The following is a 23129-nucleotide window of genomic DNA, read 5'->3' as shown; positions in this document are numbered from 1 at the left end:
AAACTATTCTGATAATAGGCTCACGCTGGCTATTTTAAGAAGCCAGAAAAATAAAAAGCAACGCAATAATTGTATTGCTTCATTTGTTATTTAATTTAACCATTTCATTCTTTTTGCGGAAATAATAACGCATCACGTAATAAATGATCATTCCCACGACGTCGTGTAAATCCAATCCGGTCAAAATATTCAAGGATCTGAATGGCCAGCTTCCGCCCTACATTCAGCCTGTCGCGAAAATCCGCCGCACAGGTTGATCCTCTCTCTTGATCCAGCTCGCGGATCATATTGGCGAAAGCGACAATCCGATCGTTACGATAGTACCGATCTTTTACGATCGCGGTAATGATGCCTTGCTGTGCCGCCTGCCGCAGCACCAGCCGCATCAATTGTTCTTCCGTTCCGGTCTCTTTCGCCAGATCGCGTACCCACCAGGGCTCATCGCCAAATAGCGGTTCGACTTTTTGCCAGACGGCCTGCTGCTCATCGCTAAATCCTGCTTTATGATCCGGCAGATGCAACCAACCGTGATGGCTATGAATCAGGCCGTCGTCGCGCATCCGCTCGATCAGCATCAGGACCAGCGCTTCATCCTCCATTGGCAGGGCCATGCGGCGTAAACGCTCGCGTCCCGGCCCCGGTTCATCGCGGTGCTGTTCGTGGTAGGTCGCCAGCGTATCAAGAATCTTACGCTGCCAGCGGGCGGCGACGGGCGCGCTTAACAAATTGTCTCCGGCCTGGATAAAACCATGTTGCTCAATAAGCTGACGCATACCGAGAGGATTAAGCTGACGCGCCCAACCGAAATCCGGCAGGTTGACGGCGCCGCGTTCCAGATGAATGGCCAACGCCGCGCTATCGTCCTGCGCGGCGGCAAGCGTTGAAAGCCAGTGCAAATAATCTGGCTTACGTTTACCGCGACGCGGCGCCTTAAGCGTCACCACGCGTGCGCCGGCAAGGGTGGCGCGTGCGGAAATATCACGCAGCACCAGTCTGTCATTATCGGCCAGCCACAACGGCGTATCAAAGATCAGCTCGGCCAGCCCGCCTTCCAGCAAAGAGACGCGACCGGTCACATGGCTGGCGGCGTGGTGAATATGTAGCGGCTGCCATTGGGAAAGCGGCGCATGAAGCGCCAGAGAAACGATCACCCGGGAAAAAGCCTCCCCCACCGGCGCATCCGAAAGCAGCCAGTCGCCGCGGTTAAGCTGCTCCTTCTCCGCATCGCCCGCAATATTGAGCGCAATACGTTGCCCGGCATACGCATGGTCGGTAGGCTGATTTTGCGCGTGTAGACTTCGTACGCGCATCGGCGTATTTACTCCGGTTAACCACAGCGTATCACCTACCTTTACCTCTCCGCTCAGCGCCGTTCCGGTCACCACCAGTCCCGCCCCTTTCACCGTAAACGCACGGTCGATAGCCAGACGGAAGCGATGCTGCGCGGCGTGCGAACGTGCAGAAAGCTGCTGTAAATGAGCGCGAAGTTCTGCAATACCGCGTCCTTCATTGGCGGCGGTGACAAATAAAACGGTATCGGCGAAGCCATAGTTGTCGAGCGCCGCCAGTACCTCTTCACGTACTTCACCGATACGCGCCTCGTCCACGCGATCGGCTTTGGTCAGCGCGACGGTGAGCTGGAGATTGCCCGTCAGTTGCAGGATCTGTAAATGCTCGCGCGTTTGCGCCATGACGCCGTCATCACAGGCGACCACCAGCAAAGCGTGATCGATACCGCCTACGCCCGCCAGCATGTTAGAGAGGAATTTTTCATGTCCAGGCACATCGATAAAGCCCAGCACACGGCCATCCGGCTGCGGCCAATAGGCGTAGCCCAGATCGATAGTCATCCCGCGTTTTTTCTCTTCCGGCAGGCGATCGGCATTGACTCCGGTAATCGCCTGGAGCAACGTCGTTTTACCGTGGTCTACGTGTCCGGCAGTTGCAATAATCATTTCAGCATCATCTCCATAAACCGGCTTTCGTCTTCAAGACAGCGCATATCCAGCCATAAACGGCCATCATAAATTCGGCCAATGACCGATACAGGCAGCGTGCGCCAGCGGGCCGCCAGCGCCTCCAGCCGACTACCGCGCCCGTCGAGCGGGGTAAAGGTCATGGCGGCGCTGGGAAGGCGGTCTACCGGTAATGAACCGCTGCCGATTTGCGACAGGCAGGGTTTAACCTCCAGCGCAAATTCATCGCCGTAACGTGCCGCCAGCCGCGCCTGTAACCGCTGCGCTTGTTCGCGAATCGACGCTTCACTGCGGGTTAACAGACGCAGGGTGGGTAATTTCTCCGCCAACGCTTCCGGGTGCAGATACAGACGTAACGTTGCCTCCAGCGCCGCCAGCGTCATTTTATCCGCGCGCAGAGCGCGTTTCAGCGGATGGCTTTGCAGTTGGGCAATCATCGCTTTTTTGCCGACGATAATCCCGGCCTGCGGCCCGCCCAGCAACTTATCGCCGGAGAAGCTTACCAGGCTGACGCCTGCGGCAATGAGCTGCTGCGGCATCGGCTCTTTGGGTAAGCCATATTGACTTAAATCCACCAGCGAACCGCTGCCCAGATCCGCCACCACCGGAATATCCAGCTCTCGCCCGATTTCCGCCAGTTCCGCTTCCTCTACCGTTTTGGTAAAGCCCTCTATGCTGTAATTACTGGTATGCACCTTCATCAATAGCCCGGTATTTTCATTTACCGCCTGACGGTAATCTTTCGCGTGCGTCCGGTTGGTGGTGCCTACTTCATGCAGCGTACAGCCCGCCTGGCGCATAACATCCGGAATACGAAACGCGCCGCCGATTTCGACCAGCTCGCCACGCGAAACCACCACCTCTTTGCCGCTGGCGGTCGCCGCCAGCATCAGCAATACCGCCGCCGCATTGTTATTGACGATACAGGCGTCCTCCGCCCCGGTGATACGGCATAACAGCGTCGCCAGCGCCCGGTCGCGATGCCCCCGCCCGGCGCCATCCAAATCATATTCCAGCGTCACCGGCGCGCGCATCGCCTGCGTTACTGCCTCAATCGCTTCTTGCGCCTGCAATGCGCGGCCAAGATTGGTGTGCAGCACCGTCCCCGTCAGGTTAATCACCGGGCGCAGCGCGCTTTGCGCCGCATTTTCCAGCCGGAGTTTCGCCTCTTGCGCCCAGTCTGCGTACCAGTCGGGAAGCGTTTGCGTATTCCGTATGACGTCGCGCGCGTCGTCAAGCATCCGCCTAAGCAGATCAACCACCTGGGTATGGCCATACCGATCGCGCAGAGAAAGAAAAGCGCTATCGTGCAATAAGCGATCGATAGCAGGAAGCTGGCTGTAGAGTGTACGCGTTTCGCTTGTCATGAAAATGCCTGGCTGTTGGTGGCCCTCTCCTGGCGGGAGAGGGATATCGACATAAGGGGGATTGTAACGTGAGTTTGCTCAGGCGGACATAATGCGCGTCAAGCCTTTGGCGCTTCGGTGCGGGCAAAGCTTTCGCGTTGAAAAAGCGTTTCGACCAGTTTGACCAGGTGGGGGCGGCTAACACACCAGCCAGGCGCGACCCGGCGGAAGTTGAGATAGCCTACCGCACAGGCAATCGCGATAGTCGCCAGATTGACCGTATCCGTTTTTAGCGTCCCGTCGCTCAGATAACTTTCGAGCATATCCAGGCTGCGGTTGATTTTTTCCCGCTGGCGCAGCAGTTCCGTTTCCGATTGTTGCGCCGCCGGGCGCGCCTGTTCGCGTACAGAAACCAACGCTGCATCCATAATGCCGTCAGCCAACGCTTCAAGCTGGCGAACTTTAAGCGCCGCCATCGGGTCACGCGGGAGCATCGCTGGCGCGATATCCAGCAGCTCAATATATTCCGCGATGATCGGCGAATCGAACCAATACTCGCCCGCATCGGTGACCAACGCGGGTACTTTACCTAACGGGTTATAGCGCGCCACCCCGCTATCCGCGTTGTAGGGAAGTTCATTCACAAATTCGAAGGTGATGCCCTTTTCCAGTAACAGAATCGAAATTTTACGCACAAAAGGGCTGGTATAGCTGCCAATGAGTTTCATGCCGGGTCCTTTTTGCCAACAAAAAAGCGGTGCCCAATGATAGTGGGGCACCGCTTAGTATGGCTCAGGTCACTGAAAATGGCAGGTGATGACGGTCTCAATGATCCAAATAAAGGTAATGCATCCAACTGGTCATGCGCAGCAGTACTTTACGCATTACCGACACGTGGGCGAAATGGTCGGAATAGACTGCGACCTGGGCATAGATACCGTCCGGCAGCGCATCCACATCGGCATTCGGATCCAGCTCAATCGTGGCCAGCACACCATCGGTACCCGGCACCACCGTTAAGGACTGTAATGCGCCCTGCGCCTGATAAGAACCACCCGGAACGACAGGAAGAATACTGGTCAGCTTGCCGGTGAAAATCTGACCAGGCAGCGCGTTAAACACCACTTCCGCTTCATCGCCTGGTTTAAGGCGCAGCAGCGAGTTCTGGCGGAATTGCGCCACGATTTGCCGTTTTTGTTCAGGAATAAACACCATTACCGGACGCAAAGGTAATGCTGCTGCGTAAGTCCCCGGACGAATTAAAATCTGCGTGGCATAACCGTTGCTGGGGGCACGAACTACCGTCTGTTCAAGATTGTATTTAGCCTCGGCAAGCTGGGCACGTAGGGACGCAACCTGAGATTGCTCACCGTTGACCATACTGTCTAATTGGCTCTGAATCTGCGTCTGTTCTGCAACCGAGCCTTTGACCAGCGCATCCTGTGCCAGATAGTTTTGCCGAGCGTTATCGATATCGCTTTCAGAGAACGGGTTAACCTTCGCCTGACTGCCTTTCAAATAGCGTTGATAATCTTTATACAGACGGTCACGTTCAGCAGATACACGGGTGGTATTGGCGACCGCTTCCGACAACTGTGCTTTCAGGTTGTCGATGTTGTGCGTAGCGGTAACCAGATCAGCCTGCAGCCTGTCGACACGCGCCTGATACCGTACCGGATCGAGCTTAAACAGCACATCACCTTTTTTAATTAGCTGATTATTTTTATCTGTTACCTCACTAACAATTCCCGTGACTTGCGGAGTGACCGGAATTGAAATAACCGCTTTTTGCGCCGTAAAAGTATACGGGTGGTTATAGTTCATTAATAAAATCAATCCCGCAACAATGAACACCCCACCTAATGCAGCGGTAGCAAGTGTCCATTGGTTTACCGGAATACGGAATATTTTAAAGATGGCCCAGGCAAAGGCCACATAGGTCAGGACTATCAACAAATCCATGATTAAATCTCCGGAAAGGTGGAGCTATCGTTTTTTTTCTCCCCATCCAGTCTTTTTTCCAACTGGGTGATTCGCGCTGCCAGCGCGGCAATCTCAGGGTCTGACTCCTTTCCGGTCGGTGTGATGTGTGACTGCATTCCCCATCCCTTTTCAGGCTGGTAGAGCGTGGCCCAGATCCACAGGAACGGCCAAATAACATGAAGAGTGAACAGGCTCACCCATCCCGCAGTATGGATGGCATCGGCATGGGGATGGTTACGTTTTTTAGCCATGTTATAGGGAATATCGTGAATGGCGATGATTCCGTAAAACAGAACCAGAAAAACGAAGATCAGCACGCCCAACGCGAAATAATTTAGAAACATGCCTGCCTCGAATTCACGCTAATTAGAGTTTTTTATGCCGGCAGCCGTATGCACCCTGGCTGATGTTTTGAACATAACTGCAGTTTGGGGTTTTCGCCATACCACAAAATAAATATTTTTTCTGGTGAGAAGTTGCTTTGTTTTGCAATAAAAAATGTCGGGGGTAGAACCTGCCGCAGATCACATCTGCTCAAATCCAGATGAAAATAATTTGCGATCCACATCACAAAAATTCAACAAACAGCAAAACCAAAAATGTGAATCAGTTCACATTTAATCCTCATTTGCAGCGAATTATTGCACTGTGATGTTTTTTTGTACCGTTATTTTGTGATTAAAATCACATTAACTAACGCCATACACCCTATATTTACGTGACGAATATCACATAAAAGACCGTCGACTGGACAGTTGAACGATTCAGTGCCAGATTGCGCAGTATCTACACTACAGGGTCCGGCTACCTCTGCCGCTACATTAACAAACCTCGGGCTTTCAGCCTGCGCGACAGCAACATAAGAAGGGGTGTTTTTATGTCATCCGATATTAAGATCAAAGTGCAAAGCTTTGGTCGATTCCTCAGCAATATGGTGATGCCTAATATCGGCGCGTTTATCGCGTGGGGTATTATCACCGCATTATTTATTCCAACAGGGTGGTTGCCTAACGAAACGCTGGCGAAACTGGTTGGTCCGATGATCACCTACCTGCTGCCGCTGCTCATCGGTTATACCGGCGGTCGTCTGGTTGGCGGCGAACGCGGCGGCGTGGTGGGCGCTATCACTACCATGGGCGTTATTGTCGGCGCGGATATGCCGATGTTCCTCGGCTCAATGATCGCCGGTCCATTAGGCGGCTACTGCATTAAGAAATTCGACAGTTGGGTAGACGGTAAGATCAAATCCGGTTTTGAGATGCTGGTGAACAACTTCTCCGCTGGCATCATCGGTATGATCCTCGCCATCCTGGCGTTCCTCGGTATTGGTCCGGCGGTTGAAGTCCTGTCCAAAATTCTGGCGGCGGGCGTTAACTTCATGGTGGCGCACGATATGCTGCCGCTGGCGTCCATTTTTGTTGAACCGGCGAAAATCCTGTTCCTCAATAACGCGATTAACCACGGCATCTTCTCACCGCTGGGTATCCAGCAGTCCCATGAGATGGGTAAATCCATCTTCTTCCTGATTGAAGCTAACCCGGGTCCGGGGATGGGCGTTCTGCTGGCGTACATGTTCTTCGGTCGCGGCAGCGCTAAACAGTCTGCGGGCGGCGCGGCAATTATCCACTTCCTGGGCGGTATCCATGAGATCTACTTCCCGTACGTGCTGATGAACCCACGTCTGATCCTGGCCGTTATCCTTGGCGGTATGACTGGCGTATTCACCCTGACCATCTTGAACGGCGGTCTGGTTTCTCCGGCTTCTCCTGGCTCCATTCTGGCCGTACTGGCGATGACGCCAAAAGGCGCTTACTTCGCTAACATCGCTGCCATCGTGGCGGCAATGGCGGTCTCCTTCGTGGTTTCTGCAATTCTGCTGAAAACCAGCAAAGTGAAAGAAGAAGATGACATTGAAGCGGCCACCCGTCGTATGCATGACATGAAAGCGGAATCTAAAGGCGCCTCTCCGCTGGCGGCTGGCGACGTGACCAACGACCTGAGCCATGTGCGTAAAATCATCGTAGCTTGCGATGCCGGTATGGGTTCCAGCGCGATGGGCGCAGGGGTACTGCGTAAGAAAGTACAGGATGCGGGCCTGAGCCAGATCTCCGTCACCAACAGCGCCATTAACAATCTGCCGCCGGATGTGGATCTGGTCATTACTCACCGTGACCTTACCGAGCGCGCGATGCGTCAGGTACCGCAGGCGCAGCATATTTCGCTGACCAACTTCCTGGATAGCGGCCTGTACACCAGCCTGACCGAACGTCTGGTTGCTGCACAGCGCCACAATACTAATGAAGAGAAAGTACGCGACCATCTGAAAGACAGCTTTGAGGAGGGTGATAACAACCTGTTCAAACTGGGTGCGGAGAATATCTTCCTGGGCCGTAAAGCCGCTAACAAAGAAGAGGCGATTCGCTTTGCCGGTGAACAACTGGTGAAAGGCGGCTATGTTGAGCCGGAATACGTCGAGGCGATGCTGGACCGCGAAAAGCTGACGCCGACTTACCTCGGTGAATCCATCGCAGTTCCGCACGGCACGGTGGAAGCGAAAGATCGCGTGCTGAAAACCGGCGTGGTGTTCTGCCAGTATCCGGAAGGCGTACGCTTCGGTGAAGAAGAAGACGATATTGCCCGTCTGGTCATTGGTATCGCCGCACGTAACAATGAGCACATCCAGGTCATCACTAGCCTGACCAACGCGCTGGATGATGAATCCGTGATCGAACGTCTGGCGCACACCACCAGCGTGGATGAAGTGCTGGAACTGCTGGCAGGTAAAAAAGCTTAACAGTTAAGTATCCCCAAAATAGTTCGAGCTGCAGGAAGGCGGCAACGCAGTGAATCCCCAGGAGCGTACATAAGTACGTGACTGGGGTGAGCGAGGAGAGCCAACGCATCTGCAGTTCGAAATATGAAGGCGATACCCTCTCCCTTGTGGAGAGGGTTAGGTTGAGGGGAAATCTATGCAGTCCCTCACCCCAGCCCTCTCGGGTAAAAACATTAATGAAGGTTAATACTATGAAAGCATTACATTTTGGCGCAGGTAATATCGGTCGTGGCTTTATCGGCAAACTGCTGGCTGACGCGGGGATACAACTGACGTTTGCGGATGTAAACCAGGTCGTACTCGATGCCCTGAATGCCCGTCATAGCTATCAGGTTCATGTTGTGGGTGAAAATGAGCAGGTGGATACCGTTTCCGGCGTCAACGCTGTCAGCAGCATCGGCGATGATGTTGTCGACCTGATTGCCCACGTTGATTTAATCACTACTGCCGTGGGTCCGGTTGTGCTTGAGCGTATCGCTCCGGCCATCGCTAAAGGGCTGGTAAAACGTAAGGCGCAGGGCGTGGATGCCCCGCTGAATATCATCGCCTGTGAAAATATGGTGCGCGGCACCACGCAGCTGAAAGGCCACGTAATGAACGCGCTGGCGGATGGCGATAAAGCCTGGGTTGAACAGCACGTCGGTTTTGTCGATTCCGCCGTTGACCGTATTGTGCCGCCTTCCGCTTCTGCAACCAACGATCCGCTGGAAGTGACGGTAGAAACGTTCAGCGAGTGGATTGTTGATAAAACTCAGTTCAAAGGCACACTGCCAAACATCCCGGGGATGGAGTTAACGGATAACCTGATGGCATTTGTCGAACGTAAACTCTTCACGCTGAACACAGGTCATGCTATAACCGCGTACCTCGGCAAATTAGCCGGTCATCAGACCATTCGCGACGCTATTCTCGATGAGAGTATTCGCGCGGTGGTGAAAGGCGCGATGGAAGAAAGCGGCGCGGTGCTGATCAAACGCTACGGTTTTGATGCCGACAAACATGCGGCATACATTCAGAAAATCCTCGGTCGTTTTGAAAACCCGTATCTGAAAGATGACGTCGAACGCGTAGGTCGTCAGCCGCTACGCAAACTCAGCGCGGGCGACCGTCTGATCAAACCGCTGCTTGGCACCCTGGAATATGGTCTGCCGCATGTAAATCTGGTCAAAGGGATCGCGGCGGCGATGCATTTCCGTAGTGATGAAGATCCGCAGGCGCAGGAGTTGGCGGCTCTGATTACCGAAAAAGGCCCGCAGGCCGCGCTGGCGCAAATTTCCGGGCTGGATGCCAATAGCGATGTGGTGGCGGAGGCGGTTAACGCATATAACGCGACCAAATGACGCAGAATCCGGCGCAGGTTAGCCTGCGCCCAAATAACAGATTGTCAGATATGCAGGCAATAATGGAACAAACCCAGGCCTTTGAAAATCGTGTGCTTGAGCGTCTGAATGCTGGCAAAACCGTACGGAGCTTCCTGATTACCGCCGTCGAGTTATTGACCGAGGCGGTGAATATTCTGGTGCTCCAGGTGTTTCGCAAAGACGACTATGCGGTGAAATACGCTGTGGAACCGTTGCTGGACGGCGACGGGCCGCTGGGCGATCTTTCGGTACGTCTGAAACTTATCTATGGTCTGGGCGTACTCAGCCGCACCGAATATGAAGATGCGGAGCTGTTAATGGCGCTGCGCGAAGAGCTGAATCACGACGGCAATGAGTACGCCTTTACCGACGATGAAATCCTCGGGCCGTTTGGCGAACTGCACTGCGTCATGGCGCTACCGCCGCCGCCGCATTTTGATACGTCCGACGCGGCGCTATACGCCATGCAAATTCAGCGCTACCAGCAGGCGGTGCGTTCGACGATGGTCCTCTCTCTGACCGAGCTGATTTCTAAAATCAGCTTAAAAAAGGCCTTTCAAAAGTAAATCCCGCCGTTAACCTCTTTCTTCTTCTTTTGGTCGGTACAGCCGTCGGTAATATTCCAGACGCTGCAAATAAATGGGCGCGCTCTCCGACGGCACTTCGGAAGGAACATAATCACGCGGCGGCGTTTTATTCAGGTATTCACGGAACGCCTGGCTGGACGCCATAAAATCGACGGCTTTATCAATAAGAAGTGGTACGTTCTCACCTATTTTTGCCATGATAGATCCTCCATGTGGGACCCGCGTCTGACTCCCGCGGTCGCTTATTTGAGTTTAGGATCAATTTAGCGTTGTCATTGAGGAAAATGTGCTTAATCGCTTTTCTTGCCTACAAAAGGGCGCTTCATCTTTTCTTTCGACAAAAAGGATTTTATTCTCAACGAGATAATTAAATAGTGAGCAGTGTAATACTTGCCATAATTGATTATCTTTACGTCATGAGTTGTGAAGAATCACTCACTGCGCGCATACTATAAGGTATCTATCCCATTTCTATCAGAAGCTATCCCATGAAAGAAGTCGAAAAAAACGAAATTAAACGCCTGAGCGATCGTCTTGACGCTATTCGCCACCAGCAGGCAGGTCTCTCTCTGGTTGAATCCGCCGATAAATACGCGGAGCTGGAAAAAGAAAAAGAGACGCTGGAAGCAGAAATTATCCGTCTGCGCGAAGTACACAGCCAAAAACTGAGTAAAGAAGCGCAGAAGCTGATGAACCTGCCGTTTCGCCGCGCGATCACTAAAAAAGAGCAGGCCGATATGGGCAAACTCAAAAAAAGCGTACGCGGCCTGATCGTGGTCCACCCGATGACGGCGCTGGGCCGGGAAATGGGGCTCAAAGAGATGACAGGCTTCGCGAAGAGCGAGTTCTAAACCTTCCGCATCACAGGCTCTCAGGACACCCGTTGTACGGAGGGTGTCTTGAGAGCATCGGGCTATATTCCGAATTTTTCCTGGAAGTATTTACACCGCTTATATACAAGTTCATTTTTAACGGTAGTCCCTGCTTTTTCAGGATGAAAAATTCCACTATCATGCCTGTTTGTATTTATACAATGAATTTTTTTCATCCTCTTTTCTTATATCCCGCAGAATATGATTGACCCGCAAAATTAAATAACATTATCATCCCTGAAAAAAATCCCCATACATAAACATTATAATTATATTTTTATAAAGCATTGCTATGAGTAATTGATAAACAACGTCGGGTATTTGCGCATTTCTATAGAAACAATGAATGTTTTAATTATAACCATATATTAATGGCTATTGGCAATGCTCGCAAAATGATAAGTTAGCTGTATAAATAACAGGTTAACTATTTATATTATATAAATTATTAACAAGGATATTTTATATGCACAAAAATGGAAAATTTATCCCCCTGCTTGCTTTGGGATTCACATTCTTTTTATCTGGTTGTGACTACTTTGCAGATAAACACCTTGTTGAAGAGCTGAAAAAACAACAAAAAGAACAAGAAACAAAGATAAACCTGTTAGAAAAACAACAAAAAGAACAAGAAGCAAAGATGAATTTGCTAGAAAAACAACAAGCTACGGTTATCAACACAACTCAAAAGGTCGCCGAAGTCGTTGGCCGCGTTGAACGCAAACAACGGCTATTCGACTATACAGAACTGGACCCATCACAAACGCACTATTTTATTATTAACAACGGCAATATCGGATTAGCCGGGCGTATTCTATCTATTGAGCCAATAGATAATGGAAGTGTTATTCATCTTGATTTAGTTAACTTACTCAGCATTCCCGTATCAAACCTTGCGTTTAATATGACATGGGGTACGAAAAAACCTTCCGAGGCAAAAGATCTGCCTCGCTGGAAACAACTCCTGCTCAACACAAAAATGGATTCGACAATCGAACTCTTACCGGGAGCATGGACAAACGTCACGCTAACATTAAAAGGCGTATCGCCCAATAATCTTAAGTATCTAAAAATAGGTATTAACATGGAGAATGTCATATTCGACAGCATACAGCCTATTAATGATACGAAAAAGAAGCCAAAAAAATAATAGCCATTGATACAATTATTTTAGAAAAGGAAAGCACTTATTCATGAACAGAATATTTAGAGTCCTCTGGAATGCCGCTACGGGAACATTTGTTGTCACCAGCGAAACCGCAAAAAGCCGCGGCAAAAAAAGCGGCCGCAGAAAGCTGGCGGTTTCCGCACTCATCAGTCTTAGCAGCATTATGGTTTCTGCGGACGCACTGGCCAATGCTGGGAACGATACTGGCGACGGCGTTACTCCAACGGGTACCCAGACTGGAGGAAAAGGGTGGATTGCAATTGGTACCGATGCCACAGCCAATACTTACACTAACGTTGATGGCGCAAGCGCCGCTATGGGCTATAAAGCCTCCGCGATGGGGAAATGGAGTACCGCCATTGGTTCATACAGCCAGTCCACCGGCGACTCTTCGTTAGCGCTTGGCGTAAAATCGGTTTCTGCTGGTGACCGGGCCATTGCAATGGGCGCCTCATCCTCAGCCAGTGGAAGTTATTCAATGGCAATGGGCGTGTATGCCAATTCGAGCGGCGCAAAATCAGTTGCGTTAGGTTATAAATCTGTCGCGAGCGGAGCAACTTCCTCTGCATTAGGTTATCAAGCCACTGCGAGCGGCGACGACAGCGCTGCATTTGGTAATGGCGCAAAAGCGATAGGCACCAACTCAGTTGCCCTTGGCTCGGGCTCTATCGCCCAGGAAGACAATTCCGTCGCCGTGGGTAACAGCACCACTCAGCGGCAGATCACCTACGTTGCTAAAGGCGACATCAATTCCACCAGTACCGATGCCGTTACAGGTGCGCAAATTTATTCTTTAAGTCAATCCGTCGCCGACCGACTCGGCGGAGGGGCTTCCGTTAATAGTGATGGTACAGTGAATGCGCCCCTCTACGAGGTAGGCACAGGCATCTACAATAACGTAGGCAGTGCATTAAGCGCACTTAACACTTCTATCACTAACACAGAGGCCTCTGTCGCAGGATTAGCCGAAGACGCGCTGCTGTGGGATGACAGCACCAGCGCCTTTAGCGCTAGCCACACGGGAAACGCCAGCAAAATCACCAATCTGACGGCGGGTACCCTGGCTGCGGACAGCACCGACGCCGTTAACGGCTCTCAGTTGTTTGATACGAATGAAAAAGTAGATCAGAACACTGCTGATATCGCCACCAATACCGACAGCATCAACCAAAACACTGCCGATATTACCGCTAATACCGACAGCATTAACCAGAACACAACCGATATCGCCGCCAATACGACCAGCATCAATCAGAACACCACTGATATCGCTGCCAATACAACCAGCATCAATCAGAACACCACTGATATCGCCACCAACACCACCAGCATCAACAACCTGAACAATTCCGTCACCACGCTCACTGACGATGCCCTGTTGTGGGATGCAGTCTCTGGCGCATTCAACGCTAACCGCAACGGAAGCGCCAGTAAAATCATCAATGTCGCCGCCGGGGACCTTTCTGAGGACAGTACAGACGCGGTAAACGGCTCCCAGTTGTATGAAACCAACCAGAGGGTGGATCAAAACACCTCTGCTATCGCAGATATTAATACGTCCATCACCAATCTTAGCTCTGACAACCTGAGCTGGAATGAGACAACGAGTTCGTTCTCCGCCAGCCACGGAAGTAGTACGACAAACAAAATCACCAACGTTGCTGCCGGGGAGCTGTCTGAAGAAAGTACCGACGCCGTTAACGGATCGCAGCTGTTCGAAACCAATGAAAAAGTGGATCAGAACACGACCGATATCGCCGCCAATACCACTAACATCACTCAGAACAGCAGCGCGATTGAGAACCTGAATACTTCTGTCTCCGACATTAATACGTCCATTACCGGCCTCACTGATAACGCTCTGTTATGGGACGAAGACATCGGCGCTTTCAGCGCAAACCACGGTGGAAGCACCAGTAAAATAACCAATGTCGCCGCCGGGGCGCTTTCTGAGGACAGTACAGACGCGGTAAACGGCTCACAGTTGTATGAAACCAACCAGAAGGTGGATCAAAACACCTCTGCTATCGCGGATATCAATACGTCCATCACCAATCTTGGTACCGATGCACTGAGCTGGGATGACGAAGAGGGTGCGTTCAGCGCCAGCCACGGTACCAGCGGCACCAATAAGATAACCAATGTAGCAGCAGGTGAAATCGCCAGTGACAGTACTGACGCCGTTAATGGCTCTCAGCTTTATGAAACTAACATGCTGATTTCTCAGTATAATGAATCTATTAGCCAACTAGCCGGCGATACCAGCGAAACCTATATCACGGAAAATGGTACCGGCGTGAAATACATCCGTACGAATGATAACGGGCTTGAAGGCCAGGATGCATACGCAACGGGTAACGGCGCAACGGCAGTAGGTTACGACGCCGTCGCCTCTGGCGCTGGCAGTCTGGCTCTTGGCCAAAACAGCAGCAGTAGCATTGATGGCAGTATCGCTTTGGGCAGTGGCTCCACCTCTAACCGCGCTATTACAACCGGTATACGAGAAACGAGCGTAACAAGCGATGGCGTCGTCATTGGCTACAATACAACAGACAGAAAGTTGCTGGGCGCGTTGTCATTGGGGACGGATGGAGAAAGCTATCGTCAAATTACCAACGTTGCGGACGGCTCTGAAGCGCAAGATGCGGTAACAGTTCGTCAGTTACAAAATGCCATTGGTGCGGTCACTACTACACCGACCAAGTACTACCACGCAAACTCAACGGAAGAAGATTCACTGGCTGTCGGAACTGACTCACTGGCAATGGGTGCGAAGACCATCGTCAATGCTGATGCAGGTATTGGTATTGGTCTGAATACACTGGTGATGGCTGATGCCATCAACGGTATTGCTATCGGTTCTAACGCACGCGCCTACCATGCAAACAGTATTGCAATGGGTAATGGTTCTCAGACCACTCGCGGCGCACAGACTGACTACACCGCCTACAACATGGACACACCGCAGAACTCTGTCGGTGAGTTCTCTGTCGGCAGTGAAGACGGTCAACGTCAGATCACTAACGTCGCGGCGGGTTCGGCAGATACCGATGCCGTTAACGTTGGTCAATTGAAAGTCACCGACAGCCGTGTTGCCGCGAATACCGAAAGCATCAATAACCTGAACACGCAGGTGAGTAGTCTTGATACTCGCGTCACCAATATTGAAAACGGTATTGGCGATATCGTCACTACCGGTAGCACCAAGTACTTCAAGACCAACACCGATGGCGTAGATGCAAATGCCCAGGGTGCGGACAGCGTCGCGATTGGCTCTGGCTCTATTGCTGCCGCTGAAAACAGCGTGGCGTTAGGCACAAATTCCGTCGCAGATGAAGCTAATACTGTGTCTGTCGGCTCTTCTACTCAACAACGCCGTATTACCAACGTTGCCGCAGGGGTGAACAACACTGACGCGGTTAATGTGGCGCAACTGAAAGCCTCAGAAGCAGGCTCCGTGCGTTATGAAACCAATGCAGATGGCTCGGTTAACTATAGCGTGCTCAACCTGGGAGACGGGAGTGGCGGCACCACTCGGATCGGCAATGTTTCAGCGGCGGTGAATGATACGGATGCGGTTAACTATGCGCAATTGAAACGCAGCGTCGAAGAAGCAAACACCTATACCGACCAGAAAATGGGTGAAATGAACAGCAAAATCAAAGGTGTAGAAAACAAGATGAGCGGCGGTATCGCTTCAGCGATGGCGATGGCCGGTCTGCCACAAGCCTACGCCCCGGGCGCCAACATGACCTCGATTGCTGGCGGTACGTTTAATGGTGAAAGTGCCGTCGCCATTGGTGTCTCCATGGTAAGTGAAAGCGGGGGCTGGGTGTATAAATTGCAAGGAACCAGCAACAGCCAGGGCGATTACTCTGCGGCCATTGGCGCGGGCTTCCAGTGGTAATGAAGTAACAACACTCCCGACATCAAAGGCAATGGCATAATGCCATTGCCTTTTCACTTCCCTTTGCTGTCCTCTCCCCTCAATTGGCCCTACCAATTTTAGCCCGTTACCACAGCCTACTCACATTTCACTAAATTAACTCTACAATACCGTTGCCAATAAATAACATCTGGTTAACTATTTGTTGTCATTATCCATACACAACAATATTGGCAGGACCACTTTTACACATAATGTGACCCCAACGAGATGAGCAAAGATTCATCCCATTATGCGTGTGGTTCTCAGGAGACCTGCAATGAACCTCTGGCAACAAAACTATGACCCGGCGGGTAATATCTGGCTTTCCAGCCTGATCGCATCGCTCCCAATCCTGTTCTTCTTTTTCGCCCTGATTAAACTCAAGCTGAAAGGCTACGTTGCCGCTTCGTGGACGGTGGTTATCGCGCTCGCCGTTGCGCTGCTGTTCTATAAAATGCCGGTCGATCACGCGCTGGCATCGGTCGTGTATGGTTTCTTTTACGGGCTATGGCCGATTGCCTGGATAATCATCGCCGCGGTCTTCGTCTATAAAATTTCGGTCAAGACCGGGCAGTTTGACATTATTCGCTCGTCAATTCTGTCGATTACCCCCGATCAACGTCTGCAAATGCTGATTGTCGGCTTCTGCTTCGGCGCGTTCCTTGAAGGCGCGGCGGGTTTCGGCGCGCCGGTGGCGATAACCGCCGCGCTGCTGGTGGGTCTGGGCTTTAATCCGCTGTATGCGGCAGGGCTGTGCCTGATTGTAAACACCGCGCCTGTCGCCTTTGGCGCGATGGGGATCCCGATTCTGGTTGCCGGACAGGTCACGGGCCTGGACAGCTTTGAAATCGGTCAGATGGTCGGTCGTCAGCTACCGTTCCTGACCATTATCGTGCTGTTCTGGATTATGGCGATTATGGACGGCTGGCGCGGCGTGAAAGAAACCTGGCCTGCGGTGATGGTCGCTGGCGGCTCGTTTGCTATCGCCCAGTATCTCAGCTCCAACTTTATCGGGCCGGAACTGCCGGACATTATCTCTTCGCTGGTGTCTCTGGTGTGCCTGACGCTGTTCCTCAAACGTTGGCAGCCGGTGCGCATCTTCCGCTTCGGCGATATGGGCGCGTCACAGGTCGATCAGACGCTGGCCCGTACCCGCTATACGACAGGACAAATTGTTCGCGCCTGGTCGCCGTTCCTGTTCCTGACCGCCACGGTCACTCTCTGGAGCATACCGCCGTTCAAAGCGCTGTTTGCCCCCGGCGGCGCGCTGTATGACTGGGTAATTAACGTTCCGGTACCGTATCTCGATAAACTGGTCGCCCGTATGCCGCCGGTTGTACACGAAGCGACCGCTTACGCGGCGGTGTATAAATTTGACTGGTTCTCCGCCACCGGCACGGCGATCCTGTTTGCCGCGCTGTTGTCTATCGTCTGGCTGAAAATGAAACCCTCAGCCGCAATCCAGACCTTTGGCAGCACGCTGAAAGAGCTGGCGTTGCCGATTTACTCCATCGGCATGGTGCTGGCGTTCGCGTTTATCTCGAACTATTCCGGGCTTTCTTCCACGCTGGCGTTAGCGCTGGCGCACACCGGCAGCGCCTTCACGTTCTTCTCGCCGTTCCTCGGCTGGCTGGGGGTATTCCTGACCGGCTCGGATACCTCATCTAACGCGCTGTTTGCCTCTCTACAGGCTACCGCGGCGCAGCAAATCGGCGTCTCTGATGTACTGATGGTGGCGGCGAACACCACTGGAGGCGTAACCGGGAAGATGATCTCGCCGCAGTCTATCGCCATCGCCTGCGCGGCGGTGGGGCTGGTAGGGAAAGAGTCCGATCTGTTCCGTTTTACTGTCAAACACAGCCTGATCTTCACCTGTATGGTGGGCGTGATCACTACGCTTCAGGCCTATGTTTTAACCTGGATGATTCCGTGATTGTGATGCCAAAACGCCTGTCAGACGAGATTGCCTCTCGCGTGCGGGCGCTGATTGAAGAACAAAACCTGGAAGCGGGCATGAAATTGCCCGCCGAGCGCCAGTTGGCTCAACAGCTTGGCGTATCACGCAACTCTTTACGCGAAGCGCTGGCGAAGCTGGTCAGCGAAGGCGTGCTGGTGAGCCGTCGCGGCGGCGGGACGTTTGTTCGCTGGCAGCATGAAGCCTGGTCTGAACAAAACATCGTTCAGCCGCTGAAAACCCTGCTGGCGGACGATCCTGATTACAGCTTCGATATTCTGGAAGCCCGCCACGCCATTGAAGCCAGTACGGCCTGGCACGCCGCCATGCGGGCCACCAGCGCCGACAAAGAGAAGATCAGACTCTGCTTTGATGCGACGCTCAGCGAAGACCCGGATCTCGCCTCCCAGGCCGACGTGCGCTTTCATCTGGCGATCGCGGAAGCCTCGCACAATGTGGTGCTGTTGCAAACCATGCGCGGGTTCTTCGACGTCCTGCAATCCTCCGTCAAACAGAGTCGCCAGCGTATGTATCTCGTTCCGCCCGTATTCTCAAAGCTGACGGAACAACACCAGGCGGTGATGGACGCCATTCTGGACGGTAACGCCGAGGGCGCGCGTAAAGCGATGATGGCGCACCTCAGTTTTGTCCACACTACGATTAAACGATTTGATGAAGACCAGGCCCGCCAGGCGCGTATTACCCGCCTGCCCGGCGACCATAATGAGATGACCAGGGAGAATAAATCATGATTATTTCAGCAGCCAGCGATTATCGCGCCGCAGCTCAGCGCACGTTGCCTCCTTTCCTCTTCCACTACATCGACGGCGGCGCGTATGCGGAATATACCCTGCGCCGAAATGTGGAAGACCTGTCGCAAGTCGCTCTGCGCCAGCGCGTGCTGAAAAATATGTCCGATTTAAGCCTGGAAACGACCCTGTTTAACGAAACGTTGTCGATGCCAGTGGCATTAGCGCCGGTAGGTCTGTGCGGCATGTACGCCCGTCGCGGCGAAGTACAGGCCGCCGCCGCCGCAGACGCAAAGGGCATTCCGTTCACCCTTTCCACCGTCTCCGTCTGTCCGATAGAAGAAGTTGCACCAACCATTAAGCGCCCGATGTGGTTCCAGCTTTATGTGCTGCGTGACCGGGGCTTTATGCGCAACGCGCTTGAACGTGCAAAAGCGGCGGGCTGCTCCACGCTGGTCTTTACCGTGGATATGCCGACGCCGGGCGCGCGCTACCGTGACGCCCACTCCGGGATGAGCGGCCCAAACGCGGCCATGCGCCGTTACTGGCAGGCGGTGATGCACCCTAAATGGGCGTGGGATGTCGGCCTGAACGGTCGCCCGCATGATTTAGGCAATATTTCCGCCTATCTGGGTAAACCGACCGGCCTTGAGGACTATATCGGCTGGCTGGCAAATAACTTCGATCCGTCCATCTCCTGGAAAGATCTGGAGTGGATACGCGAATTCTGGGACGGCCCAATGGTGATCAAAGGGATCCTCGATCCAGAAGATGCCCGCGATGCGGTACGTTTCGGCGCTGACGGTATCGTGGTGTCGAATCACGGCGGCCGCCAGCTCGATGGCGTGCTCTCTTCCGCCCGCGCCCTGCCCGCCATTGCCGATGCGGTGAAAGGCGATATCGCCATTCTGGCGGATAGCGGGATTCGTAACGGGCTGGATGTCGTGCGTATGATTGCGTTGGGGGCCGATACCGTACTGCTGGGTCGGGCCTATCTCTACGCGCTGGCGACGGCAGGAAAAGCGGGTGTCGCCAATCTGCTGGACCTGATCGAGAAAGAGATGAAAGTCGCCATGACCCTGACCGGCGCGAAATCCATTAGCGAAATCAGTGGCGATTCACTGGTGCAGGAACTGGGGAAAAGTTTGCCCGCCGCGCTGGCGCCAATGAGCAAAGGCGATGCCGCCTGAACGCCTGGCGCGTGAGAGCCCGGTAAATTTCTGCTATTCTGCCCCCCGCATTTAAGGGGGCATCATGCTTAACATCGTACTCTTCGAACCAGAAATCCCGCCGAATACCGGCAACATCATTCGTCTTTGCGCCAATACCGGCTTTCGTCTGCACATCATCGAACCGATGGGGTTTACCTGGGATGATAAGCGCTTACGCCGCGCAGGGCTGGACTATCACGAATTCGCCGCGGTTCAGCGCCATCACGATTATGCCGCCTTTGTCGCCGCCGAAAACCCGCAGCGCCTGTTTGCGTTGACGACAAAGGGCACGCCCGCCCATAGCGCCGTAAGCTATCAGGATGGCGATTATTTGATGTTTGGCCCGGAAACGCGCGGCCTGCCCGCCAGCATTCTCGATGCGTTGCCTAAAGAGCAGAAGATTCGCATTCCGATGATGCCGGATAGCCGTAGCATGAACCTGTCGAATGCGGTGTCGGTGGTGGTGTATGAAGCGTGGCGCCAGTTAGGATATCCCGGCGCGGTATTGCGGTCGTAATATATTCAATGCCGGATGGCGGCTAACGCCTGATCCGGCCTGGCCGATCCCGATGGCATGTTCCCGTTTATGCGGACTCTCGCTCAATCAAATGAAAGCCAATATCCACAATAGCTTCTGCGCACGGTTTCTGTTCAATACGATCGGCCAACAGCGTAGCGGCGCGCTGGCCAATGGCGCGTCTGTCAACGCTTACGGTAGTAATTGATGGTCGATTGCTGGCGGCAAAATCAAGGTCGCCAAAACCAATAACCGCTAAATCATGCGGAATGCGCAAACCACGGCTTTCCGCCTCCATCATCGCCCCCTGTGCCAGGGTATCAGAACTGCAAACAATGACATCAAACGTCCCTTCGTCAAAAAGCTGGCTTAAACCGCTGCGCCCCAGCGAAAGCGATGCCGGAAGGGGGACATCTACCTGCGGTACGGCATGAATAGCGTGGCGTTGAAGAACACTACATAACCCCTGCTTACGTTGCGCGGCTCGGCGATCGGCGGTCCACAACAAGCCGGGACGACGATAGCCCTTACTCAGAAGATACTCCCCCGTCGCCTGCCCGACTTTTTCATGGGAAAAACCGACCAGCATATCAAGCGGCGTGGGCGTTAAGTCCCAAATTTCCACCACCGGAATAGCCGCGTTCAGGATGACCTTTTTCAGTTCTATCGTGTGATGGATCCCGGTAAGCACCACGCCATCGGGGCGGCGGGAAAGCAGTGTCGCCACCAATTCCGCTTCCGTTTGTTCGGTATATCCCGCCACGCACAGCAATATGTGATATCCGCGTCGGGCCAGTTCATCGCTCAGCGACTGGATGGTATCGACAAACATGTTGTTGTTAATTTGCGGCACGACGACAGCGATTAATTTACTCCGTCGCGACGCCAGACCACCGGCTAACGCGTTGGGTATGTAGCCTGTGACGCGAACCGCCTGCATGACTTTCTCAACCGTTTTGGGGCGAACCAGTTGTGGCGAATTCAATGCCCGGCTGACTGTCATCGGAGACAGCCCGGCGCTACGTGCTACATCTTCCAGCGTCGGCGCACGAGGTGATTTGGTTCTCTTCACGTCTGATGCCCCTGCAAAGATTGGCTGATTTATCCGCGCATTATTCATCATGCCTGCGGCTATTGCCAGCTTCGCATCAGGAAAGGCCGTAAATACAGTAGGTTATCAAGCTCAGTCATTACAAAATGATAGCGCCATCATTTTGTATTATGCATTTCCCCAGATATTTTTGGATCGTGATCCATTTTGCAATAAATCCTGCTTTTTATACGACATATGTGATCAAATGTTCAAATCAACATCAACTTTCTGGATCCTGCGCTCGCTTAATAATAAAAATGTTAGCGCAATCATTTTGTGATTATCAGGAGAAAAAAAATGGCTTTAAGCGCGAATTCCGACGCCGTAACGTATGCAAAAGCGGCGAATACCAGAACCGCGGCAGAAACCGGCGATCGTATCGAATGGGTGAAGCTATCACTGGCTTTTCTACCGCTGGCGACGCCAGTGAGTGACGCGAAGGTACTGACCGGTCGCCAGAAACCTTTGACCGAAGTGGCAATCATCATTGCCGAAATCCGCAGTCGCGATGGCTTTGAAGGCGTTGGTTTTAGCTACTCCAAACGTGCTGGCGGCCAGGGTATTTATGCTCACGCCAAAGAGATAGCCGATAATCTACTGGGCGAAGATCCCAATGATATCGACAAAATATACACTAAGCTGCTGTGGGCCGGAGCCTCAGTGGGGCGTAGCGGGATGGCGGTACAGGCTATCTCCCCTATCGATATCGCCTTATGGGATATGAAGGCTAAACGTGCCGGTCTGCCCCTGGCAAAACTGTTGGGCGCGCACCGCGACTCCGTTCAGTGTTACAACACCTCAGGGGGGTTCTTGCATACACCGCTCGATCAAGTGCTGAAAAATGTGGTGATTTCCCGCGAAAATGGCATTGGCGGTATTAAGTTGAAAGTCGGACAACCCAACTGCGCTGAGGATATTCGCCGCTTAACCGCAGTACGTGAAGCGCTTGGGGATGAGTTCCCGTTAATGGTTGACGCTAACCAGCAGTGGGATCGCGAAACGGCTATCCGCATGGGGCGTAAAATGGAACAGTTCAATCTTATCTGGATTGAAGAACCACTAGATGCTTACGACATCGAAGGCCACGCCCAGCTTGCTGCCGCGCTGGATACGCCTATCGCCACCGGGGAAATGCTGACCAGTTTCCGGGAACACGAGCAGTTGATTCTGGGCAATGCCAGCGATTTCGTTCAGCCAGATGCGCCGCGTGTCGGCGGTATCTCTCCTTTCCTGAAGATTATGGATCTGGCTGCGAAACACGGGCGTAAGCTGGCGCCGCACTTTGCGATGGAAGTACACCTGCACCTTTCCGCAGCGTATCCCCTGGAGCCGTGGCTGGAACATTTCGAGTGGCTGAACCCATTATTCAACGAGCAACTTGAGCTGCGCGATGGCCGCATGTGGATTTCCGATCGTCATGGTCTGGGTTTCACGCTCAGTGAACAAGCGCGCCGCTGGACACAATTAACATGTGAATTTGGCAAACGCCCTTAACCCGACTGGCGGGAATCCGTCCCGCCTCTCTTACCTTACAGGATGCATTCTGCCCTT

The 23129-nt window shown here is 52.9% G+C and carries 18 protein-coding genes; 11 read left to right on the top strand and 7 right to left on the bottom strand.

Annotated elements, in window-relative coordinates; all coding sequences use genetic code 11:
- Positions 1-104: 104 nt before the first annotated feature.
- The 5 genes from selB to EOS98_RS00820 all read right to left on the bottom strand — a co-directional run bounded on the left by selB (position 105) and on the right by EOS98_RS00820 (position 5649).
- Positions 105-1955 (bottom strand): selenocysteine-specific translation elongation factor, encoded by a 1851-nt coding sequence (selB, locus tag EOS98_RS00840; protein WP_126523751.1) that lies wholly within the window; start codon positions 1953-1955, stop codon positions 105-107.
- The gene (selA, locus tag EOS98_RS00835; RefSeq protein WP_126523750.1) at positions 1952-3343 is read right to left on the bottom strand and encodes an L-seryl-tRNA(Sec) selenium transferase; all 1392 of its coding nucleotides are present in this window, start codon (positions 3341-3343) and stop codon (positions 1952-1954) included. The genes selB and selA overlap by 4 nt, the downstream gene beginning before the upstream one ends.
- Positions 3344-3441: 98 nt before the next feature.
- Positions 3442-4050: a glutathione S-transferase gene (locus EOS98_RS00830; RefSeq protein ID WP_000766677.1), complete on the bottom strand. Its 609-nt coding sequence runs from the start codon at positions 4048-4050 to the stop codon at positions 3442-3444.
- Positions 4051-4147: 97 nt separating this feature from the next.
- Positions 4148-5284 (bottom strand): HlyD family secretion protein, encoded by a 1137-nt coding sequence (locus tag EOS98_RS00825; RefSeq protein ID WP_000364909.1) that lies wholly within the window; start codon positions 5282-5284, stop codon positions 4148-4150.
- A gap of 2 nt (positions 5285-5286) precedes the next feature.
- A complete protein-coding gene (locus tag EOS98_RS00820; protein ID WP_000479643.1) occupies positions 5287-5649 on the bottom strand; it encodes a DUF3302 domain-containing protein in 363 nt (120 codons plus the stop codon).
- Between the two features lie 533 nt (positions 5650-6182).
- On the opposite strand from EOS98_RS00820, the gene mtlA reads away from it, so the two are divergent.
- The 3 genes from mtlA to mtlR all read left to right on the top strand — a co-directional run bounded on the left by mtlA (position 6183) and on the right by mtlR (position 10065).
- Entirely contained in the window at positions 6183-8099 is a 1917-nt protein-coding gene (gene mtlA / locus EOS98_RS00810; RefSeq protein ID WP_000093287.1) for a PTS mannitol transporter subunit IICBA, read from the top strand.
- A gap of 230 nt (positions 8100-8329) precedes the next feature.
- Positions 8330-9478: a mannitol-1-phosphate 5-dehydrogenase gene (gene mtlD / locus EOS98_RS00805; RefSeq protein WP_000645395.1), complete on the top strand. Its 1149-nt coding sequence runs from the start codon at positions 8330-8332 to the stop codon at positions 9476-9478.
- Complete coding sequence (mtlR, locus tag EOS98_RS00800) at positions 9475-10065, top strand: mannitol operon repressor MtlR (protein WP_000193201.1); 591 nt, start codon at positions 9475-9477, stop codon at positions 10063-10065. The genes mtlD and mtlR overlap by 4 nt, the downstream gene beginning before the upstream one ends.
- 9 nt (positions 10066-10074) lie before the next feature.
- Here mtlR and EOS98_RS00795 read toward each other — a convergent pair whose 3' ends face one another.
- Positions 10075-10284, bottom strand: coding sequence for a hypothetical protein (locus tag EOS98_RS00795; protein ID WP_001062558.1), 210 nt, complete (start codon positions 10282-10284; stop codon positions 10075-10077).
- 290 nt (positions 10285-10574) lie between these two features.
- On the opposite strand from EOS98_RS00795, the gene EOS98_RS00790 reads away from it, so the two are divergent.
- The 7 genes from EOS98_RS00790 (at position 10575) to trmL (ending at position 20485) form a co-directional block, all read left to right on the top strand.
- Positions 10575-10937 (top strand): YibL family ribosome-associated protein, encoded by a 363-nt coding sequence (locus EOS98_RS00790; protein ID WP_000665687.1) that lies wholly within the window; start codon positions 10575-10577, stop codon positions 10935-10937.
- Between the two features lie 487 nt (positions 10938-11424).
- Entirely contained in the window at positions 11425-12108 is a 684-nt protein-coding gene (locus EOS98_RS00785) for a DUF3251 domain-containing protein (RefSeq protein ID WP_064012710.1), read from the top strand.
- A gap of 43 nt (positions 12109-12151) precedes the next feature.
- The gene (locus EOS98_RS00780) at positions 12152-16033 is read left to right on the top strand and encodes a YadA-like family protein (RefSeq protein ID WP_126523749.1); all 3882 of its coding nucleotides are present in this window, start codon (positions 12152-12154) and stop codon (positions 16031-16033) included.
- A 298-nt stretch (positions 16034-16331) separates the two neighbouring features.
- Positions 16332-17987, top strand: coding sequence for an L-lactate permease (gene lldP, locus EOS98_RS00775; RefSeq protein ID WP_001055304.1), 1656 nt, complete (start codon positions 16332-16334; stop codon positions 17985-17987).
- Positions 17984-18760 (top strand): transcriptional regulator LldR, encoded by a 777-nt coding sequence (gene lldR / locus EOS98_RS00770; protein ID WP_076727395.1) that lies wholly within the window; start codon positions 17984-17986, stop codon positions 18758-18760. The genes lldP and lldR overlap by 4 nt, the downstream gene beginning before the upstream one ends.
- The gene (gene lldD / locus EOS98_RS00765; protein WP_000586988.1) at positions 18757-19947 is read left to right on the top strand and encodes a quinone-dependent L-lactate dehydrogenase; all 1191 of its coding nucleotides are present in this window, start codon (positions 18757-18759) and stop codon (positions 19945-19947) included. Before lldR ends, lldD begins: the two co-directional genes overlap by 4 nt.
- Before the next feature lie 64 nt (positions 19948-20011).
- Entirely contained in the window at positions 20012-20485 is a 474-nt protein-coding gene (gene trmL, locus EOS98_RS00760; protein WP_000932335.1) for a tRNA (uridine(34)/cytosine(34)/5-carboxymethylaminomethyluridine(34)-2'-O)-methyltransferase TrmL, read from the top strand.
- A gap of 67 nt (positions 20486-20552) precedes the next feature.
- On the opposite strand, the gene EOS98_RS00755 is transcribed toward trmL, so the two are convergent.
- Positions 20553-21557: a LacI family DNA-binding transcriptional regulator gene (locus tag EOS98_RS00755; RefSeq protein WP_001537635.1), complete on the bottom strand. Its 1005-nt coding sequence runs from the start codon at positions 21555-21557 to the stop codon at positions 20553-20555.
- 318 nt (positions 21558-21875) lie between these two features.
- Here EOS98_RS00755 and EOS98_RS00750 point away from each other — a divergent pair, with 318 nt between their 5' ends.
- Entirely contained in the window at positions 21876-23072 is a 1197-nt protein-coding gene (locus EOS98_RS00750) for an L-talarate/galactarate dehydratase (RefSeq protein WP_001218249.1), read from the top strand.
- Positions 23073-23129: the final 57 nt, after the last annotated feature.

The organism is Salmonella sp. SSDFZ69, from assembly GCF_004010755.1.
GTDB classification, from domain to species: domain Bacteria; phylum Pseudomonadota; class Gammaproteobacteria; order Enterobacterales; family Enterobacteriaceae; genus Salmonella; species Salmonella enterica.
This window is presented reverse-complemented; position numbering and strand designations above follow the sequence as displayed.

Coding starts and splice junctions, on each gene's coding strand:
- mtlR (WP_000193201.1), top strand. CDS start 9,475: ATGACGCAGAATCCGGCGCAGGTTAGCCTGCGCCCAAATAACAGATTG.
- EOS98_RS00830 (WP_000766677.1), bottom strand. CDS start 4,050: ATGAAACTCATTGGCAGCTATACCAGCCCTTTTGTGCGTAAAATTTCG.
- trmL (WP_000932335.1), top strand. CDS start 20,012: ATGCTTAACATCGTACTCTTCGAACCAGAAATCCCGCCGAATACCGGC.
- EOS98_RS00825 (WP_000364909.1), bottom strand. CDS start 5,284: ATGGATTTGTTGATAGTCCTGACCTATGTGGCCTTTGCCTGGGCCATC.
- lldP (WP_001055304.1), top strand. CDS start 16,332: ATGAACCTCTGGCAACAAAACTATGACCCGGCGGGTAATATCTGGCTT.
- EOS98_RS00750 (WP_001218249.1), top strand. CDS start 21,876: ATGGCTTTAAGCGCGAATTCCGACGCCGTAACGTATGCAAAAGCGGCG.
- EOS98_RS00795 (WP_001062558.1), bottom strand. CDS start 10,284: ATGGCAAAAATAGGTGAGAACGTACCACTTCTTATTGATAAAGCCGTC.
- lldD (WP_000586988.1), top strand. CDS start 18,757: ATGATTATTTCAGCAGCCAGCGATTATCGCGCCGCAGCTCAGCGCACG.
- mtlA (WP_000093287.1), top strand. CDS start 6,183: ATGTCATCCGATATTAAGATCAAAGTGCAAAGCTTTGGTCGATTCCTC.
- EOS98_RS00820 (WP_000479643.1), bottom strand. CDS start 5,649: ATGTTTCTAAATTATTTCGCGTTGGGCGTGCTGATCTTCGTTTTTCTG.
- EOS98_RS00780 (WP_126523749.1), top strand. CDS start 12,152: ATGAACAGAATATTTAGAGTCCTCTGGAATGCCGCTACGGGAACATTT.
- EOS98_RS00785 (WP_064012710.1), top strand. CDS start 11,425: ATGCACAAAAATGGAAAATTTATCCCCCTGCTTGCTTTGGGATTCACA.
- mtlD (WP_000645395.1), top strand. CDS start 8,330: ATGAAAGCATTACATTTTGGCGCAGGTAATATCGGTCGTGGCTTTATC.
- selB (WP_126523751.1), bottom strand. CDS start 1,955: ATGATTATTGCAACTGCCGGACACGTAGACCACGGTAAAACGACGTTG.
- selA (WP_126523750.1), bottom strand. CDS start 3,343: ATGACAAGCGAAACGCGTACACTCTACAGCCAGCTTCCTGCTATCGAT.
- EOS98_RS00790 (WP_000665687.1), top strand. CDS start 10,575: ATGAAAGAAGTCGAAAAAAACGAAATTAAACGCCTGAGCGATCGTCTT.